This is a genomic window from Rathayibacter sp. AY1F9, from assembly GCF_002932155.1.
Classification (GTDB): domain Bacteria; phylum Actinomycetota; class Actinomycetes; order Actinomycetales; family Microbacteriaceae; genus Rathayibacter.
Window position 1 is genome coordinate 26,087 of sequence record NZ_PSVA01000019.1, and the last position, 25,304, is coordinate 51,390.

Here is a 25,304-nt window from a genome sequence, read left to right on the forward strand (position 1 = left end):
CCAGGAGGCACGCATGCTCACCATCACCACCCCCGCCAAGGACGCACACGACGACCTGACCCGCCAGCTCGAGCAGCTCGACCGGCAGCGGATCAACCTCGAACAGTCCGCCCTCGCCGGCAATGTCGACGGCGCATCCCTCGCCCGCTTCGACAACGAACGCGCACTCGTCGCAGCCCGACTCAACGCCGCACGCCGAGCCCTCGAGCAGGAGACCAGCGCACGCGGACCCGAAGCCGACATTCGCGCCGCCCTCGACGAGATGCTCGCGGACGAGGCGCTCAGTACCGACCAGGCGGCAGAAGCGATCACCGCGCTCAATACTGCGCTCGAGCAGGTCATCCTCGCCTTCGATGCACGCAACACCTCAGTCCGCGAATGGGCCGCTCGCCTTCGCAAGCTCGGCATCCCGCGCGACGGGCTCGAGATAGATGGCGTCCCCGTCACCGTGCGAGGCGGCGGGGCTGGCGAATGGGGCGACACCGAGATCGTGTACGGCGGCAACCGCATCTCCTCCATCCCAGGAGCTGCACCCTTCGTGAAGGCCGTCACCGACCCGATCACGACGGGCGAGCAGTTCACCCAGGGACTCGACGCGCTCGCCCGTCACGACCGGCGAGACCAGCCGGCCAATCCCGAGGTGCGTGTGCGACTTCTCAAGGACAGCGGCGGGCATGCAGCCGGCGACGTCATCACCAGCCACAAGCTCGCTGCGTCCTCGCTCCGGCACCTCGTCGGCGCAGGCAACGCTGTGGAGATCGACGAGGACGGCTACGACGTACCGACCGAGTAACGCTGGGGCGCGTCGAGCGGACCTGGCTCCGGCGCGCCCTACCGTTCCTGCTATGAGTGAAAGCGTCTGGACTGCAGTCATCGCGGGATTAGCCCTGATCGTTGGTGCCATCTTCCAAGCGCCCAGGCTGCGGAACACGAGGGCTGACGTTCTTCGTGACATCGAGATCTACAACGCGATGCCCAGCGACCTCAGCTCGAAAGCCCAACTGAAGAGGCGCATTGACCGTGACGTCAGCATCTTGGCCACAGGCGGTGAGAAGCGACGCGACGGTCCGAGCATCGTGATCGGACTGCTCTTCCTTGCCACGTCGGGCTGGCTCACGTGGCAGCTGTTCACGATCGGTCAGGCTTGGTGGTGGTTCGGCAGCCCCGTCTTGTTCGCCCTCTGGCTTATCGGCCTGGTCGGCACCGTGCAGGGTGTCACAAAGCACCACCGCACCGCCTCGGGGCGCATCATCAAGCCCCAAGCGCTTAGCACCGATCCGGTGGACGTGGCTTCAGCTTGAGGAGACGATAACCCTGATCGAAAGGGGGTGGGGGTGCCCCTTTTGTGTCGATACAAAAAACCGCCGGATAGCCATCCCTGGCCAGCTAGGTCTCCCCGGCTGGTTCTCCCGGCCTCGCACCATCAGTGCCGTGCATTCGCGCGGCTTCTTCTGTTTCTGGGGCTTCCCCTGAACGATTCGAAAGGAATTGAAAGTGAGAGTAAACGCACCGAAAGGCCTGGCTTTGACCGGCAAACGGCTATGGAAGGAAGTGACCGCCACGTACACATTGCGTCAGGACGAGCTCGAGGTGCTCCGCGCCGCGTGCGGCACGGCCGACCTCATCGATCAGCTGCAGGACGCGATGAAGGATCAGCCTGCGATGGTGCCGGGCTCGAAGGGGCAGTTGGTAGCTCATCCTCTGCTGCAGGAGGTCCGGCAGCAGCGTTTGACGTTCTCGCAGCTCGTACGCGGGCTGAAGCTCCCTGACGAGAACTCCGGCGCCGCGGTCAACCCGCACCGTGCAGGCGGTCAGTCACGGTGGATGCAGGCGTACGGCAAGTCCATTTGATGAGCATGGACGCGGGTGGCCCAGTCTGCGCCAACTCGGACAACGACCGAGCGGCGGTGCTCTTCGATCTCGAGTGCGAGGCTGTCTTGGCGGAGCCGCCCGCCGACACGGATGATGGGTGTAGCGCAGATGGTTCAGGTGTCGCGACAATGAGCGACATGCCTTCGATACTTTGCCCGTTCTGCGAGAACCGCACGCACGCCACTGTCCGCTGGGGGAAGATCAACGAGAGGGGTACGCGACTTCGGATTGCTGCCACGTGTGACTACTGTCACGAAGTGTCGTCCGCTTCGTCTTATGTCCAAAGTGGCTACCCAAACAACACGCATTTGGACACCATCAACCAGACGGCCGAAGAGTACTCGTCCTCCCTCGATTGGTGGCCGAAAGTTGGCGTTTCGCCCGAAGTTCGTGATGTACCGGAGCACATTGCACGGGCGGCCCGTGAAGCCTATTCGAGCGCCAGCGTGAATAATGCAATGGCTGCAATCCTGATGGCTCGCACGGTCGTTGAGGCGTGCGCCAAGAGTCAAGGAATATCTTCCGGCACGCTCGCTTCGAAGATCAACGCGATGCGAGATGGTGGACTTATTCGACCGGCAATCGCAGAGCAGGCTCATGAGGTTCGCTTCATGGGAAATGATATGGCGCATGGCGACATTGATTCCGCTCCGGATTCCCTCGATGCTGAAGAGATCCTTGCCCTGATGGCCGAGGTTCTCAGCGAGGTATTCCAGGGACCAGCTCGACTAGCTCGCATACGCGAGAAACGAATAAATAGGTCAAACTGACCTCTCCCCATAACCAAAGCCCCATCTGTGAATGCAGATGGGGCGTTTTCATACCCGAAAGGAAACCAAAATGGTCGATAGGCAGGTAAAGGTCACTGCGATTTTGCAGGCGACTCAGTACATCCAGGGCCTCGACAAGATGCAGCGCAAGATGCGCGAGACCACCAGGGACGGCGTCGACAAGCTCGCGGAGCAGCGCGAAGCCATGAACCAGCTTGGCACCGCCGCGATCGGTGTCGGTGTCGTCGCTATCGCCGCGGTGGGACTCGCGATCGCCAAGTTCGCCGAGTTCGACAAGGCGATGTCGGGCGTCGCGGCTTCGACTCACGAGTCCACGGCGAACATGGGGCTCCTGCGGGATGCGGCTCTCGAGGCCGGCGCGGAAACCGTGTTCTCCGCCACCGAGGCGGCAGGCGCGATCAACGAGCTCGCGAAGGCTGGCGTCTCGACCAAGGACATCCTCGGCGGAGGCCTGATGGGTGCGCTGTCGCTCGCGTCCGCAGGCTCGCTGGACGTTGCTGACGCTGCAGAGATCGCAGCGACCGCAATGACCCAGTTCAACCTGAAGGGGTCGGAGGTACCCCACATCGCGGACCTGCTCGCCGCGGGCGCCGGCAAGGCTCAGGGGTCCGTCGAGGATCTGTCGCAGGCGCTTAACCAGGGCGGACTCGTCGCCTCGCAGGCCGGGTTCTCGATCGAGGAGACCACCGGGACGCTCGCGGCATTCGCGGCTGCGGGTTTGGTTGGTTCGGATGCGGGTACTTCCCTCAAGACCGCGATCCTCGCGCTGCAGAACCCCTCTGAGAAGGCGCGGGGGGTGATGGAGCAGTACGGACTGTCCGTCTACGACTCTTCGGGCAACATGCTGTCGTTCTCTGACATCGCAGGGCAGCTCGAGAGCAAGCTCGGCGGTCTCACTGACGAGCAGCGCAACGCAGCTCTGGCAACGATCTTCGGCAACGATGCGGTCCGTGCCGCAAACGTCCTCTACTCCAACGGGGCGGACGGCATCACGGACTGGACATCGAAGGTCAACGACGCCGGCTACGCGGCGATCACCGCCGCCACCAACCTCGACAACCTCTCCGGAGACCTCGAGTACCTGCAGGGCGCGATCGACACCGGGCTCATCAAGGCGGGCTCGGGCGCTAACGAGGTGCTGCGAGAGATGGTGCAGCACGCGACCGATGCCGTCGACTTCTTCGGGCAGCTCCCCGCCCCCGTGCTCTCGGCGGGACTCGCGGCCACCGGCACGGTCGGCGGATTCTCGCTCCTCGGCGGCACGCTCCTGATCGGCGCTACGCGCGTCGGAGAGATGCGCCGCAGCCTCGCCGTGCTGAACGAGGAGATGCCCCGAACCGCGAAGTTCGCAACTGGCGCGGCGAAGGGCCTCGGGCTGATCGCTGGGCTCACCACCGTTGCTGTCGTCCTCGACGCGATCGCCAACAGCGGCAATCGGGCGGCGCCCTCTCTCGAGGAGACCGCTCGCGCCATGAAGCAGCTGGACGGCGTCGACAAGATCTTTGCGCAGCTGGACGGAGCCGGCCCGGTCGACGACCTCGACGGTGCGCTCAAGCGACTCCTCGGGAACGATCTGGACGAGAACCTCGACGGATTCAACCGGTGGGCTTCGGGAATCAACCAGGCGCTCGGCGGACCCGTCAGTGACTCCGTGCAGACCACGCGGGACCAGTTCGAGAAGATCGACCAGGTACTCAAGGCTCTTGTCGAGGGTGGTGCGGCCGACGAGGCAGCGCGACAGTTCCGGACCATCGCTGACGCGGCAGAAGCGCAGGGAATCCCGACGCAGAAGCTCATGGACGAACTGCTTCCCGGCTACCAGGAGGCCCTGCAGGGGACCGCTACGGCGCAGGAGGACACGGCCGCGGCGACCGAGGCGAACACTGAGAAGCTGGAAGGCCTGTCGGGTAAGGCGCAGTCGGCCAAGACCGACCTCGACGCGCTCGCAGATGCAATCCGCGGGTTCGGCTCCGCGCAGCTCGACGTGAACTCGTCGACGCGTGAGTTCGAGGCCGCTCTCGACGCCGCAACCGCGTCTGTTCAGGAGAACGGCACGTCGCTCGACGTGAGCACCGAGGCCGGCCGATCCAACCAGGCTGCCCTCGACGCGATCGCCTCCTCGGCGCTCGGAGTCGCCTCGGCCACACTGAAGCGAACCGGCAGCGAGGAAGACGCGCGCGCGGCTGTGCAGCGCGGCCGGGAGGAGCTGATCGCGCAGCTCGCACAATTCGGCATCACCGGGCAGGCCGCGGACGACTACGCAGACAACCTCGGGCTCATCCCTGACGACGTCAGCACGGCGGTCGGGCTTACGGGCGTCGACAAGGCGGAGGCGGATCTCGCGTACCTCACCCGCAACCGCACAACGTCCGTCACCGTCGTGACCAACAGCCCCAACGGCGCCGCGTTCTCGGACGCGCGCAGCTCGGCCGGCTCCGCGAACGGCAACCTTTTCGCCTACGCGAATGGCGCAGTCGCAGCCGCCAATAACGCGCTCGCCTTCGCCAACGGCGGGTTCGCGCCCGGGATCTACGCCGGCCGTCAGGGGGCGATCCACAAGTTCGCGGAGCCGGAAACACGCTGGGAGGCGTACATCTCCGGCAAGCCCGGCCAAGAGCGCCGCAACCTCGCAATCTGGGAGGCGGCAGGTGAGCGCCTCGGAGCGTTTGGCCGCGGAGGCGACGGGATCGACGTTCGGACGCTCGCCCCGATGCCATCGCAGTACACGACCAACAACGTCTATGGCGGCAGAACCATCGCGCCGGTGGTGAACCTCAACGGCCCGTTCTACAGCTACGACCCGACTCGTGTCGCGAAAGACATTCAGCGCAAGCTCAGCCAGGCCCTCGCGCTTTACGCCAACTAGCGCGACCACTGAGCCCCCGCGGCTCGCAGCATCTCGCTGCGGACCGCGGGGGCTTTCTGTCGTTGTGGGCTTCGAGCGCGCCACCAGCGCCACAGTTCACGCCGTCCAGCCACGACGCCTAACGGGCGCTAGACGATGGAGCCATGACCAGCTCCGAGCACTACCTCGTGACGACACGCCGCCCATGGGACGAAGCGCCGACCGTCCTCGGCATCTTCGCCAGCCCCGACGACGCGGACGCTGCGATCGCTCGCGCGCAACAGGACGAGCCGACGCCCGACCGGTACTCAGTCGAAGGGTGGCAAGACGAGCACCGGGTGACCTTGAGGTCCTGATCCGCACGAAGTTCTACCGCCGCAATCATGACGCCCAACGCCGGTCGTGGCGCGCGCTGCGCGTCAACGGTATCAACTGACATGTGGGGCGCGCCTTCACGAGGACGCCGCCCGTCCTCGTCCTGCGCGTCGCCTAACTCGGCCGCGCCATATACAGAGAGGCATCAACTCGGGCGGCGACGCGATCGTCCCGAGCCCTCGCCAAGGTCAGCTGGGTGCGCGGTCCCTGTCGAACCGGTTCGTCGCTGCTCGCTCCATGAAGGTTCGCACTCGCTCACGAAGGAGCGTCGACCAGTACTAGTCTCGCAAAGTGACTGTCAACGACGAGAACCCCATCAGTAGCAAAGAGCTGTACGAACTTCGAAAAAGTTGGGAAAGGCAAATTGCATCAGTCTCTGGTGGTCCAAATTTTGACGAGGTCCTTAATCTGGCCTCTATTTACTTGGACGCCTTCCAGCTACTGGCCGACCCATCCCATAGCCCATTCGTCAATATTGACCGAGATGCCGTACTTCGAGCCCTTGATCGCGGGTCCGTAAATCTGCAGAGTCTTGCGCAAGAAGCGTCAAGACCGACTTTCCTTGGCGAGATGCAACGGGCTCTCGACGCACTTGAATTCATACTCGAGTTATCGAATTCCTCGTTCTCGGCCGCGAGAGACGAAGCTCACGTGCCGTCCTCTGCGGAGTGGGAGTGGACGCAAGCGATCAGACGAATCTTCAAGCGGATTCGCTCCGCTGAAATCCGAATCCTTACTGGGGATGAACTTCAGCGATCAGTTGCGGAACTAGATGCTCTGCTCGATGAGTCGAAGGCAGCGAGTGTTCGAGCGAGCCGCGCGGCAGCCGACGCCGCCCGTTCTGCAGGGGAGCAAGGAACCAGCGAGTTACAATCAGCATTCGAGAAGTATGCTTTCGAGGAGCGGCGAACAGCCGGCCGCTTCCGGATCGCAACAGTTGTGATCTTGTCTATTGTGGTTCTCGCGGCAGTGGCTCTAGTTGTTTACGGCTATGTCAGCCCAAGGCAAGAGTCGGGGAATTTTGCTTGGAGTGAGACAATCTATCATGTCGCTTTTCTTTCCGCTCTTTCCGCTCTCTCAGCCTACCTAGCGAGGCAGGCCACTCACCACAGGCAAGCTGCAGTATGGGCGGAAGGAATCACCGTGCAGTTGCGGTCTTTTCTTGCCTTCGTCAGCCCAATAGATGACGCGGAGTCGAAGGCGCGAGTTTACGAAGCATTCGCGAGGCGCGTCCTCGGGTCGCCCCCGGATTCGGGAAAGACGGATGACGACTCGAGCGCGCAACAACTGCTCGCCGCAGTCACCGAAATTCTGTCTAAGCGCTCCTCCTGAAGTTTCGAAGTTCTCCTCGTCGCGGTACCTAATGGGCGGCACGTGCTCTCTAGCGTGAAGAGGAAGCCAGAGGTGAAGGTCTGGCCAGGTCACCAGGGTCGCGGCTTCTTCGCGTCGTCCTGCTGGCATGAGGCAACGAAGGCTCGCCCCGCGCTGGTCGCGAACCGGGACGGCGAGTCTCGATACCGCTAGCATGGCGCGATGGTGGACCGGACGGCGATCAACGAAGCACGTGCTGCGCATATGATCATGTTCGTGCTGAGCACGCTCTTCCTGCTCGCATGCGCGCTGAGACTGTGGGGCGATGTCACTTGGGAGTGGTTCATCGCGAACCTCGTCGTGATGCTGACTAACGGTGCAGCCTACTTGCACTACTCCCACTCAGTCATGACGCGAGACCAGATTCCTCTGCGTAGTCCCGCTGAAATTTATGCGCCGGACGCGAGGGTCCTAGACGAGTTTGTGTCTGCAGCGGGCTTCGGAAAGCTGGGACCGAAGCAACTGACGCTTTTTGTCGACTGCGTAGTACATCCAACAACACGCTACTTGCGCATCTCAGAGACCATCCGCCTCAGCCACAGATCGACGCTTGTCTCCTCCACCTTTAGCACTCGCATCGCGTCCCCGGGAAAGTCCGTAGACGGCTCAGCTGACTCTTCGACAAATTTTATCGTTCCGCTCCAGCTTACTCCTAAGGGGCAAGTTGTCGACGGGCTTCGCGTTCACGGGCATGACGACAAACGGGTCTCAACTCTCACTGGAGAGGATGTCGCCCTTTTCGAACTGGCGGTTCTTCGCGGCCTCGCCCTCATGTTCTCGCAAAGCTTCTTTCGCGAGTACGTTCGAACCTCAGAACCGGCACAGGAATCGCTAGAAGACCGAGTCTCGAGCATGCTGCGGATGCCGCACGCGCCGGAGCCCAACGTACTTGCCGCGCTAGAGGCGGACCTAAAGAGTAAAGCGGCTCAGTCTTGGAAGCCGCCCTCCTGGCGCATTGCTAAGCGTCGTGGACCGACCCGTGAGCTGGGACTATTCCTCGCAGTACTACGGAGGCTTGCCGCCACTCAGCCTCTCTGCGTGGGAATTCGCCCATCAGATGTCGAGGGCCAGCCTTGGCCGCACGTGATGCGGTTACGGCTGGAGCGCCGATATGTTCGATCGGTATTGAGCAATCCGCCCTTCGCTTCGAACGCTCAACGCTTTCTCGAGACGCTCACTAAAACTTTCAAGCGCGCCCTCGAACAGGTCCGAATGTTTTTCGGGGTGCGCCCCGACGTCATCTACTTTGAGATTGAGAACGCGCGGCAAACCCCAAGTTATCACCTTTCAGTTGAAGGCCCGATCGGAACCTTTCTCGCGCAACAAGAGCTCATTGGCGATGACAAGAAGGACGTAAATGCTCTCAAGGCGGCGGTACAGCCAAGGTTGGGCCAGCGTCGAGCACACGTGTACATCAAGCACAATTCCCAACAGACTGCTCTCTACTTCACCGCCACGTTCCTAGAACGATCTCCAGGATCTCTCGCCGCGCCGACCCTCGCCGCACTTGCCGCCCTGGTCGTTCTCGGTGCGATTGCGATCCGGCACCGGCTAGGGATCACGCCGAAGACCGGGCCGGTAGATGACTCGCCGCTCATCGGTCTCCTGCTTGCCGTGCCCATCGCTGTCGCCGCGCTCTCAGGTTTTGACGTCAACAAAGAGTCACGGCACCCCGTCCTGATCTCGCGCCTGGTTCCGACAGTTGTTGCTTTCTTGGCCCTAGGAGGCGTCGTGCTTGCAATCGTTCAGAACTCAAAGGTCATCAGCCCAGACTTCGATCCCACGAGGATGTGGATCAGCCTTGCCTGCCTGGCAGCTATCACATTCATAGCGTCAGCCGCCAGCTGGGGGCGTAGAGTGCTTCTTGAGCACACGCTCACCGCATCAACGGAGAAGGACTCGAGTTGAGCAAACATCATAACCGCAAGTCCGGTGCAGCGTCGCAGCCGGACTCGGAAGCCATCGGCGACGGGCACGCGGACCGTCCTGAGCGCGTGGAGCGAACCTGGGGCGGTTACAGCTTCCTTGAGCGCCTCCGAGCCCGCGGTACCGTACTCGACCACATCTCGGGGCCGACGGGTGACAGCTTCACCGACTATAGTTCCGCCGAGCTTGAGGACAGTGCGCGTGCTCTACGCCGTCGAGGCGGCGGACTGGCGCCTGCGCGCTAGCCCGGCCTCGATCGCGCCATTTCGCGCTGGATTGCGCTTAGGCCGCGCTGTAGGGCGAACGTTCGTCATCATCGATTTGTGGCACTGGTAGTTGAGCACTCCGTAGTGATCAAGTTGTCGCCTTGGGCGGATGATATTCGTTGCTCGGCGTGTCTAGGAGCCGTGGGGCCGTGGCGTTCTTCGTGCGCGCCATGCGTAGCGCAGACGTGGCGCTGGGGGCCGTCGCAATCGAGTGCGGGCGGTTGCGACGTTGCTCGAGTGTTGGTCGATCTGAAGAGACGTGCTTCCTGAAGTGGTCCGTGTGCCCCGGCGGCCTTCGGATGGTGTCGGTGGTGATATGCACACTTCGTCCATGGGAACCCGCTACGACCCGAACCATCCCGCCCGGCCGCGCGAAGTGTCCGTCTACGAACAGGCGTTCCGCAACGTCGGCGACGAGGCGCCCTGGTTGCTCGCCTGGCGCGACGGGAAGGTGATGACCAACCCTGATACCGGTCGGTACCTTTACAGCCACGAGGTGCCCGGACAGAGCGGGCAACGAAGCTCTCGAAGCTCGAGGCGCTGACCTAAACCCCCGCGTGGCGCAGCTCGGCCACGAACGTCGTCCCGACGGCCTGCATCATCCGCATCGCCTCGACCACCGTAACTGGCGACTTGCACGTCATCTTGCGGTGCATCGTCCCCTCAGAGATACCGATGCGGCGAGCTACCCATGCATGCGATCGGCCGCTGCGATGGACAGCGTCGATCACGACGGCGGTTCCAGGATCAGGGTGCAGCGCATCATTCATGCCCGGACCCTACGGGCGTCTCGGCGACGACGCTCGAGGATCTGCCGGAACTGATGCCGTCAGTACCGGCAGATGGAACAGCCCTCGAGCAAGGGGGCCTCCATTACTCCGAACTATCTCCGCACATAGAGCGACAATCATCGCTAGACGCTGCGATCCGAAACTGCCCTTGACCTGCCCATTTGGCAGCTTGCGCTAGCCCGAACTAACCCCTGATAGACCCGTACGCCTAATCCGCGGGTCGTCGGTTCGAGCCCGACGGGGCCCACCACACGACCGCCTGGTCGCGCTTTCCGGACAGTGCCAGGGCGCAGCCAGGTCGCCGCACTACCGTGCAGAGGTGCTGACCGTCCTCCGCGTCCTCCTGCGCCGGCCTCGGCTGTGCGAGGCGTGCCGCGTCCGGCCGGCCCGCCGCCGTGACCCGTTCTGCCCGACGGACTGCGCGAAGACGTACTACCTCTACCTCTGACGGCTCGTCCGGGCCGCGGTGCTCCGCGACGGCGTCACTCGTGGCAGAGCGACCACACCTCGTCCGGGTAGTCGCGGACCTTCTCGCCGACGAGCAGGCGCCAGCGGCCGTCTTGGTGCTCGAGCAGGCGGCCGGTGACGACATCCGAGAGCCAGTCGGAGTCGATCCGGTACCAGCGGACGAGGCGGACGGTCGTCGCGGTGTGCGAGACGCGAGTCGTCATCGCGGGAGTCCCTTCTCGAGGAGGGAGCGGGGTGCTGGAACCAGCGGGGCGTTCGACGCGCGAACGGGGGGATGACCCGCACCGGGACGACTCCGTTGTCGACCGGCCGGGAGACTGCGGCGGGCATCCGGCGGACCGGATGCCAGGAACTCTAGACGACCGCGCGAACGGTGTCTGTCCCGTCGCCGGTCACAGCGGAGCGGCTCCGTTCAGCGGACTCAGGGCTGGACGGTGCAGCCGGCCGAGCGCGTCTGCCGGAACGCGGCCGCTTCGCGGGTGCGGGAGCGGAGCCTCCTCGCGCGGCGGCGGAGGAGCCGCTCGCTCGGGCCGAAGGCTCCGGATTCGAGGAGCTGGCGGAGGGACAGGGTCACCTGCCGGGCCAGACGGGGATCGATGCGGCCGGGGATCCGGATCGCGTCGATGAGGTCGAGGGCGTTGCGCGTGGTGCGGGAGATCGCCATGACGGAACCCTAGGGACGCCGGGGCGCGGTGTGCGCGCCCCGGACGGGGGCGCCGACGGGGACTGATGCTCAGCCCCGGGGCGCCCCGGCGGGATCAGTCGTGCCCGTTGCTGCCGTCGCCACGGCCCGTGGAGGACTGCAGGCGGTCGATGTGCTCGGAGGCCTGGGCCTTGGTGAGGTCGGCGGGCAGGGTCTCGCCCGCCTCGCGCGCGAGGGTGTCGAGGTAGCTGCGCTGCGGGCCGGTCATCGGCTCATCGCCGGTGACCCAGTCGGACGGGTCCTTGCTGGCGCTGGTGTCGCTGCCGTCGTCGGCACGGGCGCCGAGGACGTCGCCCTCGGTCTTGACATCGGGATCGGTGGTGTTGTCATCGCTCATGGTGCGACCGTACGCCCGACCACCGACGCCGACGAGGGCTTGCGGAGCGGGCCCGGGCGCCCCGCTTCACGAGCCGAGCAGCGCGTGCGCGACGGTGAAGATGACCAGCCCGGCCAGGGAGCCCACGACGGTGCCGTTGATCCGGATGAACTGGAGGTCCTTCCCGACCTGCAGCTCGAGCTTCTCGGACGTCTCGCGCGGGTCCCAGCGGTGGATGGTGTCGCCGATGATGCTGGCGATGTCGGTGCGGTAGCGGTCGACCAGGTTGGCCGCTACCGATCCGATCCAGGAGTCGACGGTCGCCGCGAGACCGGCGTCGGTCGAGAGCCGGCGGCCCAGATCGACCACGATCGACTCGATGCTGCCGCGGAGGGGGCTCGACGGGTCGTCCATCGCGCCGAGGAGGGAGGCCTTCGTCGCCTCCCAGGCGTCCCCGGCGAGCTCGCGGACGCGCGGGCTGTCGAAGGCGCGGTTCTTGATCTCCTCGACCCGGGCGATCAGGTCGGGGTCGGTGCCCAGATCCTGCGCCAGCGTGGCGAGGTAGCCGTCGATCGCGATCCGGAACGGGTGCACCTGGTCCTCGCGCACCGCGGCGACGAAGACGAGCGCCTCGCGGTACAGCCGCTCGTCCACCGCTCGGCTGACCGCGGAGGGCAGCCAGCTCGGCAGGCGGCCGCTGACCATGCGGGTGAAGCTCTGCGGGTTCGCGGTCAGCCACGCCTCCGCCTGCTCCACCAGCGTGTCCACGAGGCGCCGGTGGTGGCCCGCCTCGACCACGCTGCCCACCAGCGAGCCCAGCGGCGGGCCCCACTGCGGGTCGAGGAGGTGGCGCCGCGCCAGCGCCTCGATCACGCGCTGCACGTCGGAGTCGTCCAGCAGGGCGATCGCCGAGCGGACGGCCGCGGCACTCTCGCCGCCGACCCGGTGCGCGTTCTCCGGCTCGGCGAGCCACAGCCCCGCCCGCCGGGCGATCCCGAAGGAGTCGAGCTTCTCGCGCACAATGGCGCCGCGGAGGAAGTTCTCCTCGACGAACTGCGCGAGGCTCGCGCCGATCTCGTCCTTCTTGGTCGGGATGATCGCGGTGTGCGGGATCGGCAGGCCCAGCGGCCGACGGAACAGCGCTGTCACGGCGAACCAGTCGGCGAGCGCGCCGACCATCCCGCCCTCGCTCGCGGCCCGGACCCACTGCAGCCACGGGTAGCGCTCCTGCAGGGCGAACGACACGGCGAAGACGACGGCCATCACCACGAGCAGGCCCGTGGCGAGCCGCTTCATCCGGACGAGAGCGACGCGCTTGGCCTCGTCGTCGCGCCCGACCGCCGCGAGGGTGGTCATGACGCGGTGGGGAACCCCTCGTGGCGGATGCCCCACGCGACGGTCCACTCCTCGCCCGGCTCGAGCCAGCGCAGGCCCTGCCCGCTGTTGAACGCCTCGGCGGGAGCGGTCATCGGCTCCACGGCGATCGCGGTCTTCACGTCGTCGCCGTCGGGGAAGATCCGGGTGATGAAGACCTGGATGAAGTTGTGCGAGGCGTCGGCCCAGAGGAGCACGCGGCGGCCGTCCGCGGCGCGGAGGCCGTGCACGCTCTCGCCGTCGACCATCCGGACGTCGGCCCAGGCGTCGTCGAGCTCGAGGTCGCCGATGCGGCGGCCGGAGCGGAGGTCCCACTCGGTGCCCTCGACCGGGTTCTGCACGGTGGGGTTGAGGCGCTCGTCGACCTCGATGTGCACCGCCGCGTCGACGGTGATCTCGAGCTCGTCGGTCGGGACGTCGCCGATGGCGAGGAAGGGGTGCGTGCCGATGGCGACGGGCGCCTCGTCGGCTCCGACGTTGACGACGCGGTGGACGACCTTCAGCCCGTCGGCCTGCAGCTCGTAGCGGACCGAGGTCTCGAGGTGGAACGGGTAGCCCGCCTGCGGCACGACCGGCGCGGCCAGCTCGACGAAGGACAGGCCCTGGTCGACGAGGCGGTACGGGGTGCTCACCAGGAGGCCGTGGATGGCGTTGTGGTACTTCGGCTCGGTGATCGCGAGCTGGAGCGTCTCGCCGCGGTGGTGCCAGCGCCCGTCCTTGACGCGGTTGGGCCAGGGCATCAGGACGATGCCCGAGCCGAACGGCGGGACGGTGCTCTCCGGGTAGGAGGCGGTGATCTCCACTCCGTCGACCGAGAGGTGGCGCAGCGCTGCGGCCACCTCCGTCACGACGGCGTGCAGGGTGCGTCCCTCGGCGGTGAGGTCGAGCGAGAACTGGCGCCCGGTGGCGGGGGCGGGGGTGAAGTCGGCCATTCCTTGATCCTACGGACTGACGCGCTCGCCGAGCGTCCGGCAGCGGGTGACCGCGAGCCCCGCCTCCTCCAGAGCGGCGACGACTCCGTCGGCGGCCCCCGCCCCCGTGAGCAGACGGTCGAACTCGTCGGGAGCGGCGACCCGGCCGAGGTCGACCACTCCGAGCTTCGAGGAGTCCGCGACCACGACCCGGCGGGTCGCCGCCTGCAGCATCCGGCGCTTCAGGGTCGCCTCCGGGAGGTTGACGTTGGTGACGCCGGCCTCGGGGTGCACGCCGGTGCAGCCGATGAAGGCGATGTCGGCGCGGATCCGCTCGAGCAGCTCGGACGCGAGCGGCTCGACCAGCGAGTGCTGCAGCGGCCGCAGAGTGCCCCCGGTGACGACGACCGTGAAGCGCGGGATGGCCGGCTCGAGCGCCAGCGCCGTGGAGAGGCCGTTCGTGATCACCGTGACGTCGCGCAGCTCCTCCCGCGCCACGAGCGCGTGCGCGATGGCGAGCGGGGTGGTGCCCACGTCGAGCACGATGCTCTGCCCGGAGGAGACGGAGGCGGCGGCCTCCTCGCCGATCGCGGCCTTCTCGTCGGAGGCGGCGCTCAGGCCCTCCTCGAGCGAGCGCTCACCGGTGGGCCTCGGCGCCGGGATCGCCCCTCCGCGCACCCGCTGGAGGACGCCCTCGCTCGCGAGCAGGGCGAGATCGGAGCGGACCGTGACGACCGAGACCCCGAGCATGTCGGCCATCGGGGCGACCCCGACGAAGCCCGAGCTCTCGGCGGCCAGACGCAGCCGCAGCCGGCGCTCGATCGCCGACGTGGACTCCTGCTCGCCGTCCGTCCTCATCCGCCCATCGTGCCCGCGGGCCGGTGGACTTGTCAAAGGGAAAACGAGCTTTCCTTTTCGAAGGTGCGGCCCTAGTCTGACTCCTGCCATGAACGAAGCGATCACACTCTCCGCCGGCGTCGTCAAGCGCCCGCACACGCTGGCCGACGGCCGCGAGCTCCTCTACTTCGACGACGCCGACACGACCCTCCCCCCGGAGCGCGCCGCCGACGCCCGCCACCTCGACCCCCGCCCTGCCACCGCGCGGATGCGCCAGGACGTGCTGACCGGCGAGTGGGTCTCCATCGCCGCGTCGCGCCAGAACCGCGTGTTCCTGCCGCCGGCCGAGCTCGATCCGCTCGCCCCGGCGTCGCCGACGAACCCGTCGGAGGTGCCCAGCCGCTACGACGTCGCCGTCTTCGAGAACCGCTCCCCCTCCTTCGGCCCGCTCCTCGAGGACGCGGACGCGCCCGCCTCCCTGGAGGACCTGCGCACTCTCGGGCTCGGCCGGACGCTGACCAGCGTCGGCCGCTGCGAGGTCGTCTGCTTCAGCCCCGAGCACGAGGGCTCGTTCGCCACGCTCAGCGCCTCCCGAGCCCGGACCGTGGTCGAGGCCTGGGCCGACCGCGTGGGCGCCCTCTCGGCCCTTCCCGGCGTGCAGCAGGTCTTCCCGTTCGAGAACCGCGGCGAGGCGATCGGCGTCACGCTGCACCATCCCCACGGGCAGATCTACTCCTACCCCTACGTCACGCCGCGCACGACCCGCCTGCTCGCCTCGCTCGACAGCTACGGGCCGTCGATGTTCGCCGACGTCCTCGCCTTCGAGCAGGCCGGCGAGCGCGTCCTCCTCCGCGGCGAGCACTTCACCGCGTTCGTGCCGTTCGCCGCGCGCTGGCCCGTCGAGGTGCACCTCCTGCCGCACCGCCACGTCCCGGACCTGGCGGCGACGACCCCGGAGGAGCGCGACGAGCTGGCTGTGATGTACCAGCGCCTGCTCCGCGGCATCGACGCCCTCTACGACACCCCGACGCCCTACATCGCCGCCTGGCACCAGGCCCCGGTGCACGAGCGCCGCGACGAGGTGCGCCTGATGCTCCAGATCACCTCGCCCCGCCGCGCCGAGACGAAGCTCAAGTACCTCGCGGGGAGCGAGGCCGCGATGGGCGCCTGGATCGGCGACATCGCCCCCGAGACGAGCGCCGCGGCCCTGCGCGCGGCGATCGAGCGGGCCGAAGCGGCCGTGCTCGAGGCCGGGATCGCACAGCGCCCCGACGCGGCGCTGCCGGTCGCCGCGCACAGCGACGACTCGCTTCCCGGCGGCGCCGCCACTCCCGCCACCACCGCCGCCGACATCGCCGAGGAGAACCGATGACCGCCGCTCCCGCATCCCTGACCGCCGTCGCCGAGAGCGCGGCCGCCGCCTTCGAGCGCACCTTCGGCCGCCCCGCCGCGGGCGTCTGGGCCGGCCCCGGCCGCGTGAACCTGATCGGCGAGCACACCGACTACAACGACGGCTTCGTCTTCCCCTTCGCGATCGACCGCGCCACGGCGATGGCCGTCGCTCCGAGGGAGGACCGCCTGATCCGGATCAGCAGCGCCTTCTCCCCCGAGGTGGTCGAGGTCGCTCTCGACGAGCTCGGCCCCGGCGCCGTGACCGGCTGGTCGGCCTACCCGCTCGGCGTGGTCTGGGCGCTCACCGAGTACGGCGTCGACCTGGGCTCCCGCTCGGGCTTCGACGCGTACGTCGACTCCGACGTGCCGGTCGGCGCGGGGCTCTCGAGCTCGGCGGCGCTGATGTGCGCGATGGCCGTCGCCCTCGACGAGCTCTGGGACCTCGGCTTCGACCGCGCGACGATGGCCCGCGTCGGCCGTCGCGCCGAGAACGTCGCGGTCGGCGCCCCCACCGGGATCATGGACGAGTCCGCCTCCCTCTTCGGGAAGCGCGACGCCGCGGTGTTCCTGGACTGCCGCAGCCTCGACACCGAGGTCGTCCCCCTCGGCTTCGAGGAGGCCGGCCTCGTCCTGCTCGTCGTCGACACGCGCGTCGAGCACGCGCACGCCACCGGCGGCTACGCCGAGCGGCGCGCCTCCTGCGAGCTCGGCGCCGCGACCCTCGGCGTGCCGTCGCTCCGCGAGCTGACGGTCGACGACCTGCCGCGCGCCCAGGAGCTCCTCGACGACGTCACCTACCGGCGCGTGAAGCACGTCGTGACCGAGGACGTCCGCGTGCTCGAGACCGTCCGCACCCTGCGCGAGCACGGTCCCCGGGCGATCGGCGATCTGCTCGACGCCGGCCACGTCTCCCTCCGCGACGACTTCGAGATCTCGGTGCCCGAGCTCGACACCGCCGTCGAGGCGGCGCGCGGCGCCGGAGCGATCGGCGCCCGGATGACCGGCGGCGGCTTCGGCGGCTCCGCGATCGCCCTCACCCCGGTGGAGAAGGAGGAGGAGGTCCGCGCCGCGGTCCTCGCCGCCTTCGCCGAGAAGGGCTTCACGACTCCGGAGCTCTTCCTGGTCACGGCCGCCGACGGCGCGGGTCGGGTGCTCTGACCTCTGCTTCCGTCGACGCCCCCTGCGACCTCGCGTCGCAGGGGGCGTTCCTCGTCCAGCCGCTACGGCGCCGGATCCGGCGGAACGACGGCGCGCCCTTCTCCCCCGGTGACCCGAACCAGCTCGGCGAAGCTCGTCGGGTAGACGGTGTGCGCGTGCCCGGCCGCAGCCCAGACCACGTCGTAGGCGGCGAGGGCCGTGTCGACCACGGTGCGCAGCGGCGCGGGATGGCCCACCGGCGCGATCCCGCCGATCGTCTGGCCCGTCGCGGACTTCACCTCCGCGGCCGGCGCCCGGGTGATCGATCCGCCCAGCTGCACGCCCAGCCAGGCGGTGTCGACGCGGTGGCCGCCGCTGGTCAGGACCAGCAGCGGCGCACCGTCGATCAGGAACACGAGCGAGTTGGCGATCTGGCCGACGTCGACGCCCAGCGCCTCGGCCGCCAGTGCCGCCGTCGACGCGGCCGAATCGAGCCAGCGCACGGTCGGGTGCACGCCGTGCCGGTCGAGGTCGGCGAGGACGCGGTCGACGGCCGGGTGGCTCCGTTCGCTCATGCCGCCGAGGCTAGCGCCCCGGCCGCGCTCACTTCTCGAACGTGGAGGCGTCGATCACGAAGCGGTAGCGGACGTCCGAGGCGAGAACGCGCTCGTAGGCCTCGTTGATCTGCGAGGCCGAGACGACCTCGACCTCGCTCGCGATGCCCTTCTCGGCACAGAAGTCGAGCATCTCCTGGGTCTCGCGGATGCCGCCGATGCCCGAGCCCGCGAAGGAGCGACGGGCGCCGAAGAGCGTGAAGACGTGCAACGGCAGCGCCTCGGCCGGAGCGCCCACGTTCACCATCGTGCCGTTGCGGCGCAGAAGCCCCAGGTAGGCGTCGAGGTCGAGGGGCGCGCTGACCGTGTTGACGATCAGGTCGAAGGTGTTCGCGAGATCGGTGAAGGTCGCCTCGTCGCGCGTCGCGTAGTAGTGGTCGGCGCCCAGGCGGAGGCCGTCCTCCTTCTTGCTGAGGGTCTGCGAGAGCACGGTGACCTCGGCGCCCATCGCGTGCGCGAACTTGACGGCCATGTGGCCGAGCCCGCCGAGGCCGACGACGGCCACGCGCTTGCCGGGCCCCGCCTCCCAGTGCGAGAGCGGCGAGTAGGTCGTGATGCCCGCGCACAGCAGCGGGGCGGCGGCCTCGTAGGGGATCGACTCCGGGACGCGGAGCACGAAGTCCTCGACGACGACGACGTGCGTGGAGTAGCCGCCCTGGGTGATGGTGCCGTCGCGGTCGACGGAGGCGTAGGTGCCGGTGTTGCCCTTCAGGCAGTACTGCTCCTCGCCCGCGAGGCAGTTCTCGCACTCGCGGCAGGAGTTCACCATGCAGCCGACGCCGACGCGGTCGCCGACGGAGTGCTTGGTGACCTCGGAGCCGACCTCGGCGACGACGCCGACGATCTCGTGGCCGACGGTCAGCGGGTACGCCACCGGACCCCAGTCTCCGCGGACGGTGTGGATGTCGGAGTGGCAGATGCCGGAGTAGGCGATCTCGATGAGCACGTCGTGCGGTCCGACGTCGCGGCGCTCGATGGTGGTGGGGACGAGCGGCTCGGTCGCGGAGGGGGCGGCGTAGGCGGTGACGGTGAGCATGGGTTCTCCTCGTGGGGCGGGGCGCGCTCCGAGGACGTGTCCGACGGGGTGGGGGACGCGAGAGCGCCGGGCCACGCTACCGGCAGGCGACTGGACGTCGCCCCCGAGCGCGGTCCGGCGCGGGTCCTGTGGCGCGGGACCGGTCAGCGCAGGGCGCGCTCGGCCGCCGTCACCACGTTGTGGATGAGCATCGCGCGCGTCATCGGGCCGACTCCGCCGGGCACGGGCGACAGCCAGCCCGCGACCTCCGCCGCCTCCGGTGCGACGTCGCCGGTCAGCTTCGCGCGGCCCGTCTCCGGGTTCTCGACCCGCGTGATGCCCACGTCGAGCACGGCGGCGCCGGGCTTCACCCAGTCGGCGCGGATGAGCCCGGGCACGCCCACGGCGGCCACCACGATGTCGGCGCGGCGCACCTCCGCGGCGAGATCGGCCGTGCGGGAGTGGGTGAGGGTCACGGTGGCGTCGAGGCCCTTCCGCGTGAGCAGGAGCCCGAGCGGACGGCCGACGGTGAGCCCGCGGCCCACGACGACGACATGCCGGCCCGAGGTCGGGATGCCGTGGCGCTGCAGCATCTCGACGATCCCGTTCGGCGTGCAGGGCAGCGGGCTGTCCAGCTCGCCCTCGACGCCGAGAACCAGGCGGCCGAGGTTGGTGGGGTGCAGGCCGTCGGCGTCCTTGTCCGGATCCATGAGCTCGAGCATCGCGTTTTCGTCGATGCCCTTCGGCAGCGGGAGCTGGATGATGTACCCGGTCACGGCCTCCGAGTCGTTGAGCTGCCGGATGGCGGCGCGGATGTCGTCCGCCGACGCGGTCGCGGGGAGGTCCACGCGGATCGACTCGATCCCGACCTCCGCGCAGTCGCGGTGCTTGCCCGCGACGTACGAGCGGGAGGCGGGATCGTCCCCCACCAGCAGCGTTCCGAGCCCGGGCACGACGCCCCGCTCGCGCAGAGCGGCGACCCGCTCCGCGATCTCCGTCTTGACCGCCGTCGCCGTCGCGACGCCGTCGAGTACCTGTGCCGTCATCTCGGGCTCCTCGGTCGTTGCGCGGCGGAGGGGGACGGTGCCCCGGCCTCCGCCGCGCGGGTGGTGCAGCGGATCGACTACAGCCCGGGGTAGAGCGGGAAGTCGTCGGTGAGGCGGGCGACACGGCCGCGCAGCGCCTCGAGGTCGGCCGAGGGCTTGAGCGCCTCGGCGATGACGTCGGCGACCTCGGTGAACTCCGTGTCGCCGAAGCCGCGGGTCGCGAGCGCCGGCGTGCCGATGCGCAGGCCCGAGGTGACCATCGGCGGGCGGGGGTCGAACGGCACGGCGTTGCGGTTGACCGTGATGCCGACCTCGTGGAGGCGGTCCTCGGCCTGCTTGCCGTCCAGCGGCGAGTCGCGCAGGTCGGCGAGGACGAGGTGGACGTCCGTGCCGCCGGTCAGGACGTCGATGCCCTCGGCCTTCGAGTCGGCCGCCGTGAGGCGCTCGGCGAGGATCTGCGCGCCGCGGATGGTGCGTGCCTGGCGGTCGGCGAACTCGGGCTCGCCGGCGAGCTTGAACGCGGTCGCCTTCGCGGCGATCACGTGCATGAGCGGGCCGCCCTGCTGGCCGGGGAAGACGGCCGAGTTCAGCTTCTTGGCGTACTCCTGCTTCGCGAGGATGAGCCCCGAGCGCGGGCCGGCCAGCGTCTTGTGGACGGTGGTCGTCACGACGTCGGCGTAGGGCACCGGCGACGGGTGCAGCCCCGCCGCCACGAGGCCTGCGAAGTGGGCCATGTCGACCCAGAGCTTCGCGCCGACCTCGTCGGCGATGGCGCGGAACGCCTCGAAGTCGAGCTGACGGGGGTAGGCGGACCAGCCGGCGATGAGCACCTGCGGACGGACCTCGAGGGCCTTCTCGCGGACCGCGTCCATGTCGATGCGGAAGGTCTGCGGGTCGACGCCGTACGCGGTCGCGTTGTAGAGCTTGCCCGAGAAGTTCAGCTTCATGCCGTGGGTCAGGTGGCCGCCGTGCGCGAGCTCGAGGCCGAGGATGGTGTCTCCGGGCTGCACGAGCGCGGCGAGCGCCGCGGCGTTGGCGGAGGCTCCGGAGTGCGGCTGGACATTGGCGAACTCGGCGCCGAAGAGGGCCTTGGCGCGGTCGATCGCGAGCTGCTCGGCGATGTCGACGTACTCGCAGCCGCCGTAGTAGCGGCGGCCGGGGTAGCCCTCGGCGTACTTGTTGGTCAGGACGGAGCCCTGCGACTCGAGGATCGCGCGCGGCACGAAGTTCTCGCTCGCGATCATCTCGAGGTAGCCGCGCTGGCGGTCGAGCTCCTGCTGGAGCACGGCGGCGATCTCGGGGTCGACCACCGACACGGGCTGGTCGAACGAGGCGGCGACGCCGGGGCTGGCGGGGGAAGAGGACACGGACGCTCCTTGGCTGGGAAACGGAAGGGGCCCGGCAGGTCGCTGCGGCGCGACACGGCTCGTTCGGGCGACCCGATCTACGGTATCCGTTCCAGCCCAGGCGTGCGGCGGGAAAAGTGTCCGGGGCGCTGCCCCGGAGGAGGTGCCGCTCCCTGATGGTCACCCATCCGAACGCCAGTCGCGGCGGGCTCACTCTAGCAAGCGGGCCGGGTGGCGCGGGAGTCGCGCCAGTCGGGGGCGGTCACGCGCGATCGTGCGACGATCCCTCGGGGGGTCCCGGCGCGGGACCGGGAGGGAGGGCGTCGCCGTGAGTCCTCGACGCCGCTCCGAGCGCATCGACGGCCGCAGCGACGAGGAGCTCGTCGCGCTGGTCCGGGAGGGCCGCACCGACGCGGTCTCCGAGCTCTGGCGCCGCCACTCCTCGGCCGGGCGCACCGTGGCCCGGGCGTGGGCGAGCAGCTCCGACCCCGACGACCTGGTCTCGGAGGCGTTCCTCCGCGTCCTGCGGGCGATCGAGCGCGGCGGCGGACCCGAGGGCGCCTTCCGCCCCTACTTCTTCACCGCCGTCCGCAACGTCGCGGGGTCCTGGGCCCGGCGGGACCGGCACGAGCGGCCGTTCGACGAGGCCGACCGCGCCCTCCCCTCTGCCGGCCCCGATCCCGAGGCGCACGCCCTCGCCGCCCTCGAGCGCGACCTGGGCGCGCGCGCGTTCCGGGCGCTGCCGCCGCGCTGGCAGGAGGTGCTCTGGTACACGGAGGTGGAGGGCCTGTCCCCCGCCGCCGCCGCGCCGCTGATGGGCCTGCGGCCCAATGCGGTCGCAGCGCTCGGGGTGCGGGCGCGGGAGGGGCTGCGATCCGCGTGGATCCGGGAGCACGTGACGGACGCCTCGGCGACGGGCGAGTGCGAGTGGGTGCTCGAGCGGGCCGGGACGTACGCGCGAGGACGAGTCCCCGTCCGGGACAGGCACCGCATCGACCGGCACCTGGACGGGTGCTTCTCCTGCCGGGAGGCGCTGGCGGAGGCCGAGAGCACTGCGCGCCGCCTCGCGTCGGTGCTGCTGCCGCTCTCGGCCGGCGTGAGCGGTGCGGCCGCCTGGGCGGCGGGCGGGGGCTCCGGCGCGGCCTCCGGTCCGCTGCCGAGCGCGGTCCGGGCGTCGAGCGCGGTCCGCGCATCGGCGGTCCGAGCGTCGAGAGCGGGCAGCGGAACAAGAGTGGTCGTCGCCGCGTCCGCTGCGGCGGCACTCGCGGTCGCGGGAGTCGTCGGCGCGGTGCTGCTGTCCGGGAACGGGGGCGGCGCGCTCGTGGCGGCGGAGGACGCCTCCGCGCGGGTGGACGAGCGCGCAACGGCCGAGGCGGCTGCGCCGGCGTCGAGCGGAGGAGCGACGGCGAGCGCCGACCGACCGGAGACGGACCCGGAGGCCGCGGACCGGACGAGTGCAGCGGACGGCGATCCGGCGGGGCGGTCCAGGGGTTCCGGCGCCGCTCCGAGGAGCACGGTGCCGGCCGTGGCCGGACGGGCTGCGTCGGACGATGCCGGAGCGACGCGCGCGACCCCCGGGAGGACGGGACGCCCGCCGCAACAAAAGCCGTCCCACGATCCCGTCGGCGCACCGGCGTCGAGAGGGATCGAGGCGACCGCCTCCCCGACTCCTGCCGCCGAGCCCGCCCCGTCCCGCCCTGCCGTGACCGGCGGCCCCGCACCGGCGCCCTCCCCTGCCGTCACCGAGGCTCCGGCCCCCTCCGGGCCGCCGGGGACCACGACCGGGGGCTCCGCGCCGGGCCCGATCGGCAGCGATCCGGCCCTGCCCTCCGTTCCGGTCCCGACCCCCGCACCGAGCACTCCGGTCCCGGTTCCTGTTCCGATCGTGACTCCCCCACCGGACACTCCGGCTCCGGCAGCGACGCACGTACCGAGCACTCCGGCGCCGGTCCCGACAGAGGCGCCGAGCACCTCCGCTCCGGTCACGACTCCCACTCCGGTCACGACTCCCACTCCGGCCGCACCTCCCGCTCCGGCCGCACCGACCCTCGCGTTCGACACCGACGGCCGGCTGCTGCCCGATGCCCGGGGCACCGCCGCGCCCGGCGCCGAGGTGCTCCTCGAGGACGCCTCCGACGGACACCGTGTGGGCTCCGCCACCGCCGACGCCGACGGCTCCTGGACCGCGCCGGCGCTCCCCCTCCCCGCGGGCACGACCACGGTGCTGGCGCGCACCGCTGCAGGAGTCAGCGCCCCCGAGACGGTCGACCTGCGCGCTCCGGTGCTCCTCGCCCGGGCCGCGTCGAGCGGGGGCGCGGTCGGCGTGCTCGTGCTCGCCGATCCCGACGCGGACGGCCTCGACCTCCTGGTCGACGGCGGGCAGGTGCGGTCCCTCGCTCCCGGAGCCCCCGTCCTCGCCGCGACCCTGGAGGTCGGTCCTGGGAGGCACACGATCGGCGTCCGCTACTCCTCCCCGGACAGGCGGACGGGACCCGTCGCCGTCGTGTCCGTCGATGCGGGCTGAGGCGCGCGGACCGCCCCGTGCCCCACCGTTATCCTGGGCGGATGCAGCCCGAACCCGCCGCGTCCGCGACTCCCCGGCCCGCCTCCGCGAGCACCCGTCCGACGGGCAGCGACGCCGCGTGGTCCGGCGCCCGGCCCGCGGGAAACCACTGGACCCTGACCTTCGCCTGCCCCGACCAGCCGGGCATCGTGCACGCCGTGTCCGGTGCCGTCGTCCAGGCCCGCGGCAACATCACCGAGAGCCAGCAGTTCTCGAGCGCCGACACCGGCCGCTTCTTCATGCGCCTGCAGGTGGAGTCGCCGATCAGCCGCGAGGAGTTCGCCGCCGCCCTGCTGCCGATCACCGAGCACTACGGGATGACCTGGCGCCTCGACGTCGTCGGCCGGCCGCTGCGCACCCTCGTCCTCGCCTCCACGGCCGCGCACTGCGTCAACGACCTGCTCTTCCGCCAGCGCGCCGGGCAGCTCGCGGTGGACATCCCGATGATCCTGTCCAACCACGGCAGCCTGCGCGACCTCGCCGAGTTCTACGGCGTGCCCTTCGAGTCGCGCCCCGTGGTCTCGCCGGAGTCGAAGCGCGGGTTCGAGGAGCGCGTGCTGGAGGTCGTCGAGGAGCACGACGTCGAGCTCGTGGTCCTGGCGCGCTACATGCAGATCCTCTCCCCCGAGCTCTGCGCGCGACTGGCCGGCCGCGCCATCAACATCCACCACTCGTTCCTGCCGGGCTTCAAGGGCGCGAACCCGTACAAGCAGGCGCACGCCCGCGGCGTCAAGCTGATCGGGGCGACCGCGCACTTCGTCACCAGCGACCTCGACGAGGGGCCGATCATCGAGCAGAACGTGGTGCGCGTGGACCACTCGCACTCGGTCGCTCAGCTCGTGGCGATCGGGCAGGACGAGGAGAGCCGCACGCTCACGCAGGCGGTCAAGTGGTTCGCGGAGGACCGGGTGCTCCTCGACGGGGCCCGCACCATCATCTTCCGCTGACCTCCGGCGGCTAGCATGGTCGGCGTGAATCGAGCAGGAGCGGACACCGCGGGCACCGACATCAGGATCGGCCCGAACGCGATCCTCCGGTTCCTCCTGGAGCTCGTCGCGTTGGCGACCTTCGCCCTCTGGGGCTTCGCGTCGTGGGACCTCCCGTGGAACATCGTCCTCGGTATCGGCGCTCCGGTGGTCGCCGCGCTGGTCTGGGCGCTCTTCCTCTCGCCGCGCGCGGTCCTCGCGATCGACATCTACGGCCGCTCGCTGATCGAGCTGCTCGTGATGGGCGCCGCCGCGCTGGCGTGGCTGGACCTCGGCCAGCCGGTCGTCGCGATCGTCTTCGGCGTCCTCGCCGTCGTCTCCGGCGTCATCGCGGGACGCCGCTCCCTCTGATTCTGACG

General features: G+C 69.2%; 26 protein-coding genes. 15 read left to right on the forward strand and 11 right to left on the reverse strand.

Features of this window, described 5'->3' with window-relative positions:
* Positions 1–13: 13 nt before the first annotated feature.
* The 9 genes from C5C37_RS12360 (at position 14) to C5C37_RS17175 (ending at position 9,990) form a co-directional block, all read left to right on the forward strand.
* Entirely contained in the window at positions 14–793 is a 780-nt protein-coding gene (locus tag C5C37_RS12360) for a hypothetical protein (protein ID WP_104339002.1), read from the forward strand.
* A gap of 52 nt (positions 794–845) precedes the next feature.
* Complete coding sequence (locus C5C37_RS12365; RefSeq protein WP_104339003.1) at positions 846–1,301, forward strand: hypothetical protein; 456 nt, start codon at positions 846–848, stop codon at positions 1,299–1,301.
* Positions 1,302–1,494: 193 nt separating this feature from the next.
* On the forward strand, positions 1,495–1,851 hold the full coding sequence (locus C5C37_RS12370) for a hypothetical protein (RefSeq protein ID WP_146085225.1): 357 nt from the start codon (positions 1,495–1,497) through the stop codon (positions 1,849–1,851).
* Between the two features lie 278 nt (positions 1,852–2,129).
* The gene (locus tag C5C37_RS17570; RefSeq protein WP_181127415.1) at positions 2,130–2,642 is read left to right on the forward strand and encodes a DUF4145 domain-containing protein; all 513 of its coding nucleotides are present in this window, start codon (positions 2,130–2,132) and stop codon (positions 2,640–2,642) included.
* A gap of 70 nt (positions 2,643–2,712) precedes the next feature.
* Entirely contained in the window at positions 2,713–5,529 is a 2,817-nt protein-coding gene (locus tag C5C37_RS12380; protein WP_181127416.1) for a phage tail tape measure protein, read from the forward strand.
* Positions 5,530–5,672: 143 nt separating this feature from the next.
* Positions 5,673–5,864, forward strand: a complete 192-nt coding sequence (locus tag C5C37_RS12385; RefSeq protein WP_104339007.1) for a hypothetical protein — start codon at positions 5,673–5,675, stop codon at positions 5,862–5,864.
* Positions 5,865–6,174: 310 nt separating this feature from the next.
* Positions 6,175–7,215 (forward strand): hypothetical protein, encoded by a 1,041-nt coding sequence (locus C5C37_RS17165; RefSeq protein WP_146085226.1) that lies wholly within the window; start codon positions 6,175–6,177, stop codon positions 7,213–7,215.
* A gap of 201 nt (positions 7,216–7,416) precedes the next feature.
* Positions 7,417–9,162, forward strand: coding sequence for a hypothetical protein (locus tag C5C37_RS17170; protein ID WP_146085227.1), 1,746 nt, complete (start codon positions 7,417–7,419; stop codon positions 9,160–9,162).
* Positions 9,163–9,777: 615 nt separating this feature from the next.
* Entirely contained in the window at positions 9,778–9,990 is a 213-nt protein-coding gene (locus tag C5C37_RS17175; RefSeq protein ID WP_146084807.1) for a hypothetical protein, read from the forward strand.
* Between the two features lies 1 nt (position 9,991).
* Here C5C37_RS17175 and C5C37_RS17180 read toward each other — a convergent pair whose 3' ends face one another.
* On the reverse strand, positions 9,992–10,216 hold the full coding sequence (locus C5C37_RS17180; RefSeq protein WP_146085228.1) for a helix-turn-helix domain-containing protein: 225 nt from the start codon (positions 10,214–10,216) through the stop codon (positions 9,992–9,994).
* 340 nt (positions 10,217–10,556) lie between these two features.
* Between C5C37_RS17180 and C5C37_RS17920 the strand changes: the two genes are divergently transcribed.
* Positions 10,557–10,685, forward strand: a complete 129-nt coding sequence (locus C5C37_RS17920) for a hypothetical protein (RefSeq protein ID WP_258074130.1) — start codon at positions 10,557–10,559, stop codon at positions 10,683–10,685.
* A gap of 34 nt (positions 10,686–10,719) precedes the next feature.
* Here C5C37_RS17920 and C5C37_RS12395 read toward each other — a convergent pair whose 3' ends face one another.
* From C5C37_RS12395 to C5C37_RS12420, 6 genes are all read right to left on the reverse strand, one after another.
* A complete protein-coding gene (locus C5C37_RS12395) occupies positions 10,720–10,908 on the reverse strand; it encodes a hypothetical protein (RefSeq protein WP_104339009.1) in 189 nt (62 codons plus the stop codon).
* Between the two features lie 218 nt (positions 10,909–11,126).
* The gene (locus C5C37_RS12400; RefSeq protein ID WP_104224713.1) at positions 11,127–11,369 is read right to left on the reverse strand and encodes a hypothetical protein; all 243 of its coding nucleotides are present in this window, start codon (positions 11,367–11,369) and stop codon (positions 11,127–11,129) included.
* 94 nt (positions 11,370–11,463) lie between these two features.
* Positions 11,464–11,745 carry a DUF3072 domain-containing protein gene (locus C5C37_RS12405; RefSeq protein ID WP_104224714.1) on the reverse strand — a complete coding sequence of 94 codons (282 nt, stop codon included), beginning with the start codon at positions 11,743–11,745 and terminating at the stop codon, positions 11,464–11,466.
* A gap of 66 nt (positions 11,746–11,811) precedes the next feature.
* A complete protein-coding gene (locus tag C5C37_RS12410; protein ID WP_104224715.1) occupies positions 11,812–13,080 on the reverse strand; it encodes a DUF445 domain-containing protein in 1,269 nt (422 codons plus the stop codon).
* Complete coding sequence (locus tag C5C37_RS12415) at positions 13,077–14,030, reverse strand: aldose 1-epimerase family protein (protein WP_104327972.1); 954 nt, start codon at positions 14,028–14,030, stop codon at positions 13,077–13,079. Before C5C37_RS12415 ends, C5C37_RS12410 begins: the two co-directional genes overlap by 4 nt.
* A gap of 9 nt (positions 14,031–14,039) precedes the next feature.
* Entirely contained in the window at positions 14,040–14,867 is an 828-nt protein-coding gene (locus C5C37_RS12420; RefSeq protein ID WP_104224717.1) for a DeoR/GlpR family DNA-binding transcription regulator, read from the reverse strand.
* 88 nt (positions 14,868–14,955) lie between these two features.
* On the opposite strand from C5C37_RS12420, the gene galT reads away from it, so the two are divergent.
* Together galT and galK are read left to right on the forward strand one after the other, a co-directional pair.
* On the forward strand, positions 14,956–16,218 hold the full coding sequence (galT, locus tag C5C37_RS12425; protein WP_104263068.1) for a galactose-1-phosphate uridylyltransferase: 1,263 nt from the start codon (positions 14,956–14,958) through the stop codon (positions 16,216–16,218).
* Complete coding sequence (gene galK / locus C5C37_RS12430; protein ID WP_104224719.1) at positions 16,215–17,396, forward strand: galactokinase; 1,182 nt, start codon at positions 16,215–16,217, stop codon at positions 17,394–17,396. The genes galT and galK overlap by 4 nt, the downstream gene beginning before the upstream one ends.
* 62 nt (positions 17,397–17,458) lie before the next feature.
* Here galK and C5C37_RS12435 read toward each other — a convergent pair whose 3' ends face one another.
* The 4 genes from C5C37_RS12435 to glyA all read right to left on the reverse strand — a co-directional run bounded on the left by C5C37_RS12435 (position 17,459) and on the right by glyA (position 21,417).
* Positions 17,459–17,950 (reverse strand): YbaK/EbsC family protein, encoded by a 492-nt coding sequence (locus tag C5C37_RS12435; protein WP_104227277.1) that lies wholly within the window; start codon positions 17,948–17,950, stop codon positions 17,459–17,461.
* 28 nt (positions 17,951–17,978) lie between these two features.
* Positions 17,979–19,025, reverse strand: a complete 1,047-nt coding sequence (locus C5C37_RS12440; RefSeq protein ID WP_104233905.1) for an NAD(P)-dependent alcohol dehydrogenase — start codon at positions 19,023–19,025, stop codon at positions 17,979–17,981.
* Between the two features lie 143 nt (positions 19,026–19,168).
* Positions 19,169–20,050: a bifunctional methylenetetrahydrofolate dehydrogenase/methenyltetrahydrofolate cyclohydrolase gene (locus tag C5C37_RS12445; protein WP_104247702.1), complete on the reverse strand. Its 882-nt coding sequence runs from the start codon at positions 20,048–20,050 to the stop codon at positions 19,169–19,171.
* 77 nt (positions 20,051–20,127) lie between these two features.
* The gene (gene glyA / locus C5C37_RS12450) at positions 20,128–21,417 is read right to left on the reverse strand and encodes a serine hydroxymethyltransferase (RefSeq protein ID WP_104224723.1); all 1,290 of its coding nucleotides are present in this window, start codon (positions 21,415–21,417) and stop codon (positions 20,128–20,130) included.
* Positions 21,418–21,724: 307 nt separating this feature from the next.
* Here glyA and C5C37_RS12455 point away from each other — a divergent pair, with 307 nt between their 5' ends.
* The 3 genes from C5C37_RS12455 to C5C37_RS12465 are packed head-to-tail and all read left to right on the forward strand — an operon-like array spanning position 21,725 to position 25,296.
* The gene (locus tag C5C37_RS12455; RefSeq protein ID WP_146085229.1) at positions 21,725–23,920 is read left to right on the forward strand and encodes a sigma-70 family RNA polymerase sigma factor; all 2,196 of its coding nucleotides are present in this window, start codon (positions 21,725–21,727) and stop codon (positions 23,918–23,920) included.
* Positions 23,921–23,961: 41 nt separating this feature from the next.
* Complete coding sequence (purU, locus tag C5C37_RS12460; RefSeq protein WP_104227281.1) at positions 23,962–24,906, forward strand: formyltetrahydrofolate deformylase; 945 nt, start codon at positions 23,962–23,964, stop codon at positions 24,904–24,906.
* 24 nt (positions 24,907–24,930) lie between these two features.
* Positions 24,931–25,296: a YrdB family protein gene (locus tag C5C37_RS12465; protein ID WP_258067734.1), complete on the forward strand. Its 366-nt coding sequence runs from the start codon at positions 24,931–24,933 to the stop codon at positions 25,294–25,296.
* Positions 25,297–25,304: the final 8 nt, after the last annotated feature.

Bases quoted from the DNA above. Each gene is read 5' to 3' on its own strand.
- C5C37_RS12360 (WP_104339002.1), top strand. From the start codon at position 14: ATGCTCACCATCACCACCCCCGCCAAGGACGCACACGACGACCTGACC.
- C5C37_RS12365 (WP_104339003.1), top strand. From the start codon at position 846: ATGAGTGAAAGCGTCTGGACTGCAGTCATCGCGGGATTAGCCCTGATC.
- C5C37_RS12380 (WP_181127416.1), top strand. From the start codon at position 2,713: ATGGTCGATAGGCAGGTAAAGGTCACTGCGATTTTGCAGGCGACTCAG.
- C5C37_RS12385 (WP_104339007.1), top strand. From the start codon at position 5,673: ATGACCAGCTCCGAGCACTACCTCGTGACGACACGCCGCCCATGGGAC.
- C5C37_RS17170 (WP_146085227.1), top strand. From the start codon at position 7,417: ATGGTGGACCGGACGGCGATCAACGAAGCACGTGCTGCGCATATGATC.
- C5C37_RS17175 (WP_146084807.1), top strand. From the start codon at position 9,778: ATGGGAACCCGCTACGACCCGAACCATCCCGCCCGGCCGCGCGAAGTG.
- C5C37_RS17180 (WP_146085228.1), bottom strand. From the start codon at position 10,216: ATGAATGATGCGCTGCACCCTGATCCTGGAACCGCCGTCGTGATCGAC.
- C5C37_RS12395 (WP_104339009.1), bottom strand. From the start codon at position 10,908: ATGACGACTCGCGTCTCGCACACCGCGACGACCGTCCGCCTCGTCCGC.
- C5C37_RS12400 (WP_104224713.1), bottom strand. From the start codon at position 11,369: ATGGCGATCTCCCGCACCACGCGCAACGCCCTCGACCTCATCGACGCG.
- C5C37_RS12405 (WP_104224714.1), bottom strand. From the start codon at position 11,745: ATGAGCGATGACAACACCACCGATCCCGATGTCAAGACCGAGGGCGAC.
- C5C37_RS12410 (WP_104224715.1), bottom strand. From the start codon at position 13,080: ATGACCACCCTCGCGGCGGTCGGGCGCGACGACGAGGCCAAGCGCGTC.
- C5C37_RS12415 (WP_104327972.1), bottom strand. From the start codon at position 14,030: ATGGCCGACTTCACCCCCGCCCCCGCCACCGGGCGCCAGTTCTCGCTC.
- C5C37_RS12420 (WP_104224717.1), bottom strand. From the start codon at position 14,867: ATGAGGACGGACGGCGAGCAGGAGTCCACGTCGGCGATCGAGCGCCGG.
- galT (WP_104263068.1), top strand. From the start codon at position 14,956: ATGAACGAAGCGATCACACTCTCCGCCGGCGTCGTCAAGCGCCCGCAC.
- galK (WP_104224719.1), top strand. From the start codon at position 16,215: ATGACCGCCGCTCCCGCATCCCTGACCGCCGTCGCCGAGAGCGCGGCC.
- C5C37_RS12435 (WP_104227277.1), bottom strand. From the start codon at position 17,950: ATGAGCGAACGGAGCCACCCGGCCGTCGACCGCGTCCTCGCCGACCTC.
- C5C37_RS12440 (WP_104233905.1), bottom strand. From the start codon at position 19,025: ATGCTCACCGTCACCGCCTACGCCGCCCCCTCCGCGACCGAGCCGCTC.
- C5C37_RS12445 (WP_104247702.1), bottom strand. From the start codon at position 20,050: ATGACGGCACAGGTACTCGACGGCGTCGCGACGGCGACGGCGGTCAAG.
- purU (WP_104227281.1), top strand. From the start codon at position 23,962: ATGCAGCCCGAACCCGCCGCGTCCGCGACTCCCCGGCCCGCCTCCGCG.